Origin of the sequence: Leisingera sp. JC1 (assembly GCF_001679925.1) — a bacterium.
GTDB lineage: Bacteria > Pseudomonadota > Alphaproteobacteria > Rhodobacterales > Rhodobacteraceae > Leisingera.
On the sequence record NZ_LYUZ01000106.1, the window covers coordinates 25259 to 31588 of the forward strand.

5 protein-coding genes and 1 pseudogene are annotated in these 6330 nt (G+C 65.3%); 3 read left to right on the forward strand and 3 right to left on the reverse strand.

The genetic code is table 11. The features are described 5' to 3' along the window. The first annotated feature begins 38 nt into the window (after positions 1-38). Together A9D60_RS17470 and A9D60_RS27270 are read left to right on the forward strand one after the other, a co-directional pair. Entirely contained in the window at positions 39-719 is a 681-nt protein-coding gene (locus A9D60_RS17470) for a D-lyxose/D-mannose family sugar isomerase (RefSeq protein ID WP_065268775.1), read from the forward strand. Next, complete coding sequence (locus tag A9D60_RS27270; RefSeq protein WP_302621852.1) at positions 716-847, forward strand: hypothetical protein; 132 nt, start codon at positions 716-718, stop codon at positions 845-847. Before A9D60_RS17470 ends, A9D60_RS27270 begins: the two co-directional genes overlap by 4 nt. Before the next feature lie 868 nt (positions 848-1715). Here the strand turns inward: A9D60_RS27270 and A9D60_RS17480 are convergent. Then, positions 1716-2810, reverse strand: a complete 1095-nt coding sequence (locus A9D60_RS17480; RefSeq protein WP_065268770.1) for a ParB/RepB/Spo0J family partition protein — start codon at positions 2808-2810, stop codon at positions 1716-1718. After that, positions 2788-4212 (reverse strand): AAA family ATPase, encoded by a 1425-nt coding sequence (locus A9D60_RS17485; protein WP_065268771.1) that lies wholly within the window; start codon positions 4210-4212, stop codon positions 2788-2790. The genes A9D60_RS17480 and A9D60_RS17485 overlap by 23 nt, the downstream gene beginning before the upstream one ends. Before the next feature lie 591 nt (positions 4213-4803). Here A9D60_RS17485 and A9D60_RS17490 point away from each other — a divergent pair. Next, the gene (locus A9D60_RS17490; protein WP_065268772.1) at positions 4804-6087 is read left to right on the forward strand and encodes a replication initiation protein; all 1284 of its coding nucleotides are present in this window, start codon (positions 4804-4806) and stop codon (positions 6085-6087) included. 18 nt (positions 6088-6105) lie between these two features. Here the strand turns inward: A9D60_RS17490 and A9D60_RS17495 are convergent. Next, positions 6106-6330, reverse strand: a pseudogene (locus A9D60_RS17495) (cation:proton antiporter); the annotation flags it as partial.

Sequence of the window (6330 nt, forward strand, 5' to 3'; positions counted from 1 at the left end):
TTGGCCGCGCCCCTGCCCCAGCTGACAAAGGCCACGCCATGAAACGCTCTGCCGTCAATGAACTGATCCGCGAAGGCGCCGCCTTCCTCAGCACCTTCAACGTGCATCTGCCGCCCTTTGCCTATTGGCCGCCTGCGGAAATGGCGGCGCGGGACCACGCGATGATCGCCGCCCGCGGGCTGGGCTGGGATGTCACCGACTACGGCCAGGGCCGTTTCGATGAGCTGGGGCTGTTCCTGTTCACCCTGCGCAACGGCCGCAAGGAGGACCTGGCCGCAGGCTCCGGCATGCTCTACGCCGAAAAGCTGCTGATCAGCCGCAGGGGCCAGCTGTCGCCGATGCACCGCCACATCCTGAAGGCCGAGGACATCATCAACCGCGGCGGCGCCACCCTGGTACTGGAGCTGTTCGCCAGCGCCCCCGATGGCAGCATCTGCCGTCACAGCGAGGTCTCTGTGCCCTGCGACGGGCAGATCCGCACCCTGCCCGCCGGCGGCCGTCTGGCGCTGGCGCCCGGCGAAAGCGTCACCCTGCTGCCCGGCGTCTGGCATGCCTTCTGGGGAGAGGGCGGCGACGTGCTGATCGGAGAGGTCTCCACCGTCAACGACGACGCCACCGACAATGTGTTCGAAATGGACATCGGACGGTTTTCGCAGATCGAGGAGGACGAGCCACCGCTGCACCTGCTGGTCTCAGACTACGGAAGCTGGCTCAGATGAGCCTCTGCTGCGGCGGGCCGCTGACCGGCATGCTGCCTGCAACGGCAGCGGATGGCAGCGCCTGCTTTGCCCCCTGCCCCGGCGGCCCGGTGTCAGACACCGCCATGGCGCAGCGATTGCCGCGGTAAAGGCGTCGCGCGCCGGCGCCAGTCCGCCCTGGCAGCATCAGCTGCAATTTCGGCCCAAGGCTGAGGCGGCAAATTTGCACCTTTTCAATCCCTTATGCGGAACATGTGACCCTCGGCGGCCTGAAACGAAGGGGCAGACACGCCCGCAGGCAGCCGGAGGAAGCGGGGATGTTTCGCAGCGAAACCTCGCCTGTGTGCGGAACCGAAGGCCCGCAGGAGGTCTGCCCGGGACAATCCGAACAACGGGCTGATCTGCGGCTCCCCCTTGTCCAGAGCATATGTTTCGCAGCGAAACCTAAGCAACGCGAAGTGCTGGCAGCACGGTTTGAAGCCGGTTTGAAGGCGCGTTCCGCTGGCCGGCTCGCGCGCAGGGACAGAGCAGCCGGCGGAGGTTTCGCTGCGAAACATCTACTGGCCGCGACATCCGCGGTGGCCAGTTGTGCCAGGTTTGCCGGGCAGTCCTTCCACCTGTCTGCCGTCCGCCGCGTCGGTTCGGTCCATTTGGTTGGCTAGAGGTTTCGCAGCGAAACCTGTACCCGGCACAGCGCCGCCGGCAGGCCCGGACGCACTTCGCGGGGCGGGGTCCCGTGCCACCGCGCCACACCGCACATCAGCCTGGCGGGATGTTTCGCAGCGAAACCTATGCCGAAGGGATCTGCGCGGACGGGCTGAACCCCCGTGCCCGCGGCGCCGGTCCGCCGGGGCCGCACAACGAAGGGCTTCACCGCCCTGCCCCAGGGACGCCTGGATGTTTCGCTGCGAAACGTCCCCCGCCCTGGTGCCCTTTCCCGTGTGTTCCAGGCAACGAAAAACCCCGGCCTTTCAGCCGGGGTTTCGCTGCGAAACCTCTGATGCGGCCCCTGCCCGCTCAGGTCTGTTCCAGAAGGTGGCGGACGTTCTCCATCACCGCATCGACCAGGTCCGAGGTGACGTTGTTGCCGTGAAAGCGGATGGCATAGCCGTTGGGGCCGTGTTCGCGTTCGATGGAGATGCCGTTGGCCAGCCGGGTACGGCGGCTCTTCTCGACTTGCTGCGCGGTCTTGGGACGGCCGCCGCGGGCGGGGTCCTGCGGCGCGCCTTCGGCCTGTTCCACAAATTGCAGCAGCGCGTCCCATTCCTCTGCCGCAGAGCGCGCGCCAGCGGCCTCCAGCGCCGCGCGCATCACCTCCGCCGTGCCGGTGCGCAGGGCTGCGGCCAGCCGCAGGCACTGGCGCTCATTGAGGCCGGTGGCATAGGCCAGCATGTCGCCCAGCTCCTCGTGGATCAGCGCGAAGGAGCGGATCTTGGAGCGCTTGGCGCGGGAGGCGTGCTGGAACAGCACCGCCACCGCGTCGTCGACATTCTGGAAGATGCCGTCATGCACCGCCGAGGCCGCTGCCCGGCCGCGCTCGTACTGGCTGAGGCCGGAGCGGATCTCGTTCTCCTCGATCATCGAGACCAGCGCGTTGGCGATGCTGCCGGGCTCGCGGATGAAGGCGGGGATGGTCTGGAACCGTTCGCCGCCGCTGATGGCATTCAGGCGGCGCACCGCGGTCAGGCGGCGGTAGCCGGAGACCAGTGCGTATTTGCCCGCGTCCTCCGGGTTCAGCGGCTCGAACACCTCGATCGGCAGGCGCAATCCGCTGGCCGAGATCGAGGCCATCAGCTCCTGCATTTCGTCCTCATCCAGCACGATGCGGTCGCGGTTGAGGGCGTCGGCGGTGATCTCCTCCAGCGGCAGTTCCACCGCCACCAGGCCCTTGCCCTCAGCTGCGCGCAGGCGCTCGGCGTCGGCCTTGTCACGCGCCGCCGCCTCGCGGTCGGCCTGGGGCAGGGGGCTGGCGTGGCGGGCGGCGTCGGCCACCACATCGGCGATCGGCGGGCGCAGGCCCGCGGGAGCGCGGGCCAGGTCGCGGTCGATGCCGGCCTCGATTTCCTTCAGCGCCTCGGGAGAGGGGGTTTCAAGCTGTCTGCGGCGTGCCATCTGCTCTGTCCTCTTTCTGGGTCTGTTGTGCCTGCTCCATCTGCTGATCGCGCCACCAGCTGCCGATCAGAAGCTCCTTGAATTCCGCATAGGTGCGGTCGAACACCTCGCGGCCGCGCACGTAAGTCTCGCGGTTGAAGTTGCGGTAGTCGGCCTCGTAGATGCCGGAGACGCTTTCGCCGGCCTGGCCGACCAGGGCGGTGTAGTCCTGGCGGTAGGCGTTCATCATGTCGCCGAAATAGGCCTGGATCACGTTGGCCAGGTCGCTTTGCTGGCTGGCGTCGAAACGGGTGATCAGGGCGCGGACCACGTCCCATTCGAATTTCATCTCCGGCAGGCCGGCGCGGCGGCGGCCTGCGTTCTCGCCGTCCTCGATGGAAGCGAAGGTGGAGTAGAGCATGTCGAAGAAGCGGCCGGTCGAGTCGAACTCCAGGAACGACGCGCCGAGCGGCACCATCAGGATGTCGGCGGCGGCGAGCGCATTGATGGTGAGGTAGCCGAGGGCAGGGGGGGTATCCAGCAGCACGATGTCGTAGTCATCGAGCGCGCCGCCCGCCTCCAGCGCATTGGTCAGCGCGTCCCACAGCGCCCAATTGCGCAGGCCCATGCGCCAGACCGGGATCTGGAATTCCGCCCAGTAGAGGTTCAGCTGGGCGCCGATCAGGTCGATGTTGGGCCAGTGGGTTTTCTGCACGACGTTTCGCAGCGAAACCTCCTTGGCCTCGGTCAGAGTCTCATCCAGCGGAATAGAGTCTAATCCGGAGGCTGCGCGGACCTTGTTCTCCGCCTCCACCGCCTCCGCGTAGTCGCGGGCGAGGAGGGGGAAGACGGTCTGCCATTCATCGGCCACCTGGCCGCCGAGGATCGAGGTCATGGAGCCCTGGCTGTCGAGATCGACAACCAGCACCTTGTAGCCGTCGAGCGCGGCGGACATCGCCAGATGGGCTGCTGTAGATGTCTTGCCGACGCCGCCTTTGAAGTTTGCCACCGCGACAACCTTGGCCGGCAGGCCCTCGGGGCGGTAGGGGCGGTATTCCTTGGTGGCGATGCCCTCGGAGGCGAAATGGTCGCGCAGCTTCAGCACCTCCTCCAGTGTGAACCATTTGGAGCCGCTGGCGCCCTCGCCCTGGGGCAGGTCGGGGTGTTTGTTCAGCACCCGGCGCAGGTGGGCGGGTGCCACGGGGATCAGATAGCGGGTGATTTCCCAGGTGGAAAACTTGCGCAGCCGCTTGCGGCCGTCGGGGGCGTATCCGCGCTTGGCCAGATCATCGCGCCCGCGGCCTGCAAAGGCGGCAGCCTTGGCAAATCTGGCGGTGTCCACCAGATCGCCGAGCTTGGCCGCTGCTGCCTCCGGATCCAGGTTGAAATAGGGGGGCAGGGGGGTGTCAGGTTTCTTTGCCATGTGCCTTATGCCTCGGGTAGATCGCCTGTTTGGCGTGTTATCCCGGTTTTTGTCGCACATCCTGGGCAGAAGGTGAATCATTATCTGGCAGCGCATCTGTTTTCCGCTGCCGTCCGTATCCCGCGGAATATATGACTCTTTTCCCCAATAATGACTATCGCACAAACAAGTTGAAATGTTGTGAATCTTTGATTCAGTTTAGAGTCTTTGCGGCTAGTAATCCGTTACTTATCATATGGTTAGTTGTGTTTCGGGACCTGTCTCCGGTATCAAGGGAACCCGTTTACAGGGGCATTGGTACCCGTTTGCGGGAACAAGGGTCCCGATTCGCAGGAGCATGGGTACCCGCGACTCGAGAGAGCCAAATTGAGGGTCCGGGGGCGCCAGAATAACCCGGAACGCGCGGTTTTGGGCGCTGATTTGCGCAAAATTCCGGGGGCTGCGCCTAAAGGTACCCGTTTCCGGGATAGTGTGATCCCGTAAAAGGGTGCCCAAAGCAGGATTGAGCGCGGGTGCCTTTTCCGCCATAGTATCCACGAGAGCAGATCCCGCAGAGTCGCAAAGGCCAAAACGGGGCAAAAGGGCAGGGCGATGGACGCTGACAACATCCCGCACAGCAAGCTGACAGGCCCCCTGCGCCGGGGGTCGGTGAAGAAGAATGTGGCCGCCATCCATGTCTCCGGCAAGCTGACGCTGCTGCAGCGCAAGCTGTCGAATGTGCTGCTGCTCAATGCCTATGACGCGCTGGTGACCAAGCCCAAGCACCAGATCGACGCGCAGACTCTGTGCCTGATGGTGGGCTACAATTCCAACGACATGGAGACGCTGAAACAGTCGCTGCGGTCGCTGGCGGAGACGGTGGCGGAATGGGACATGCTGGATGAGCAGGGTCGGCAGGAGTGGGGCGTCAGCTCGCTGCTGTCCTATGCGAAGCTGTCGGGCGGGGTCTGCGAATATGCCTATAGCCCCGCGCTGGCGGAGAAGCTGCACGATCCCAAGGTCTTTGCCCTGATCAACCTGAATATCCAGCGGCGGTTCACCAGCGGCCATGCGCTGGCGCTCTATGAAAACTGCTACCGCTTTGTGCGGACCGGCTCGACCGGCTGGTGGGATATTGCGCTGTTCCGCCGCCTGATGGGGGTGGACGGCAGTGCCTATTACGAGAGTTTCAAGCATCTGAACGCCAAGATCATCAAGCCGGCGGTGGCGGAGGTGAACAAGACCTCCAACATCCTGCTGACTCCGGAGTTCAAGAAGATGGGGCGGCAGGTGGCGGAGGTGCGGTTCCGCATCAAGGAGAACCCGCAGCTGGCGATGCTGGACATCGACGACGGTGCCGGAGTGCGGCAGGGGGCTGTGTACGGCCAGCTGATGGAGCTGGGTGTCAGCGACCGGCTGGCGCGGCAGTGGATTGCCGAGCATGGCGAGGACTATGTGGCGGAGAAGGTCGGCTATCTGAAGGGACAGAAGGGCGTCGACAGCCCGGTGCGCTATCTGAGTGCGGCCCTGCGCGATGATTACAAGTCCGGGCCTGCGGAAGCGGCCAGGGAGGTTCCGCCGGAGGTGCTGGCGGCGGCAGAGGCGCGCAAGGCGGCGGAGGCCGAGGCGGCGCGGGTTGCCGCGGCAGAGGATGCGGCCAAGGCGCGGGAGCGCTCCCTGCGGGCGCAGAAGCTGGAGCGGATCCGGGAGCTGGCGGCGGGACGGTCGCCGACGCAGCGGGATGCGGACAAGCGGCTGTTCCTGAGCCGCCTGGAAGATGAAATCGACCGCGAGGAATTCCGCAACCGCGGCTGGGCGGCGGCGCTGCTGGCGGCGGAAATGGCCGCGTTCTGGGAGGAGCTGGTTCCCGGCGCGTTCGAGGATTTTGCAGGGTAGGGGGCCGCGGATCAGGCTCTAACTGGAGATGTCATCCATGGCGCGGCCGACGGTAAAGCCGTGCAGCATGGTCGACAGCAGGATGGTCAGCCCGATCAGCGACCAGAGTTCCGTCTCGTTCACAAACTCGATATGGGCGCCGGCATAGCACAGGTAATAGATCGAGCCGATGCCGCGCACGCCAAAGACAGAGATCACCAGGCGGTCACGGCGGGCGATGCCTGTGCCGGCGCCCATATCGAG

Coding starts and splice junctions, on each gene's coding strand:
- A9D60_RS17490 (WP_065268772.1), top strand. CDS start 4,804: ATGGACGCTGACAACATCCCGCACAGCAAGCTGACAGGCCCCCTGCGC.
- A9D60_RS17485 (WP_065268771.1), bottom strand. CDS start 4,212: ATGGCAAAGAAACCTGACACCCCCCTGCCCCCCTATTTCAACCTGGAT.
- A9D60_RS27270 (WP_302621852.1), top strand. CDS start 716: ATGAGCCTCTGCTGCGGCGGGCCGCTGACCGGCATGCTGCCTGCAACG.
- A9D60_RS17470 (WP_065268775.1), top strand. CDS start 39: ATGAAACGCTCTGCCGTCAATGAACTGATCCGCGAAGGCGCCGCCTTC.
- A9D60_RS17480 (WP_065268770.1), bottom strand. CDS start 2,810: ATGGCACGCCGCAGACAGCTTGAAACCCCCTCTCCCGAGGCGCTGAAG.